At 48.8% G+C, this 459-nt stretch carries 1 protein-coding gene; it reads left to right on the top strand.

Annotated elements, in window-relative coordinates; genetic code table 11:
* On the top strand, nucleotides 1–445 hold a 445-nt coding region (locus FS666_RS19475), incomplete at its 5' end, for a Mu transposase domain-containing protein (protein WP_186364540.1).
* Nucleotides 446–459: the final 14 nt, after the last annotated feature.

Here is a 459-nt window from a genome sequence, read left to right as displayed (position 1 = left end):
CCTGTTAAAAAATGATCCTGTTCATTCTTTGGAGGAGCTGAATGAGCGTTTCTGGCAGTGGCTTGAGGAGGACTATCACCGGAAGCCGCACGCTTCACTAGACGGGAAAACACCGCACGAAGTATTCCTGTCCCAATTGGATCATGTGACCTTCCTGGAAGACCTTTCCTTGTTAGACTCGATCTTCTTGAGGCGGGCGGAGCGAAAAGTGAAGCTGGATGGGACCATTACACTGGAGAAAAAACTATATGAGGTCCCTTCCCAATATATCGGGCAAAAAATTGAAATCAGAATGGACGAGCATAAAGTATATGTGTTTGAAGACGGCAAGCAAGCAGCCGAGGCCGTTCCGGTCTCCATGAATGATAACGCCCATGTCAAACGGGGGCAATCGCCGTTCGCCGTCTCCGAGGCTTCTCAGGAAGAGGAGGCAGGTCATGTATAAACCATTCTATTCAT

Origin of the sequence: Siminovitchia fortis (assembly GCF_007681465.1) — a bacterium.
In the GTDB taxonomy this organism is placed as follows: Bacteria; Bacillota; Bacilli; order Bacillales; family Bacillaceae_C; genus Siminovitchia; species Siminovitchia fortis.
Note: the sequence above shows the minus strand (reverse complement) of the source record. Positions and strands in the feature narration are given on the sequence as shown.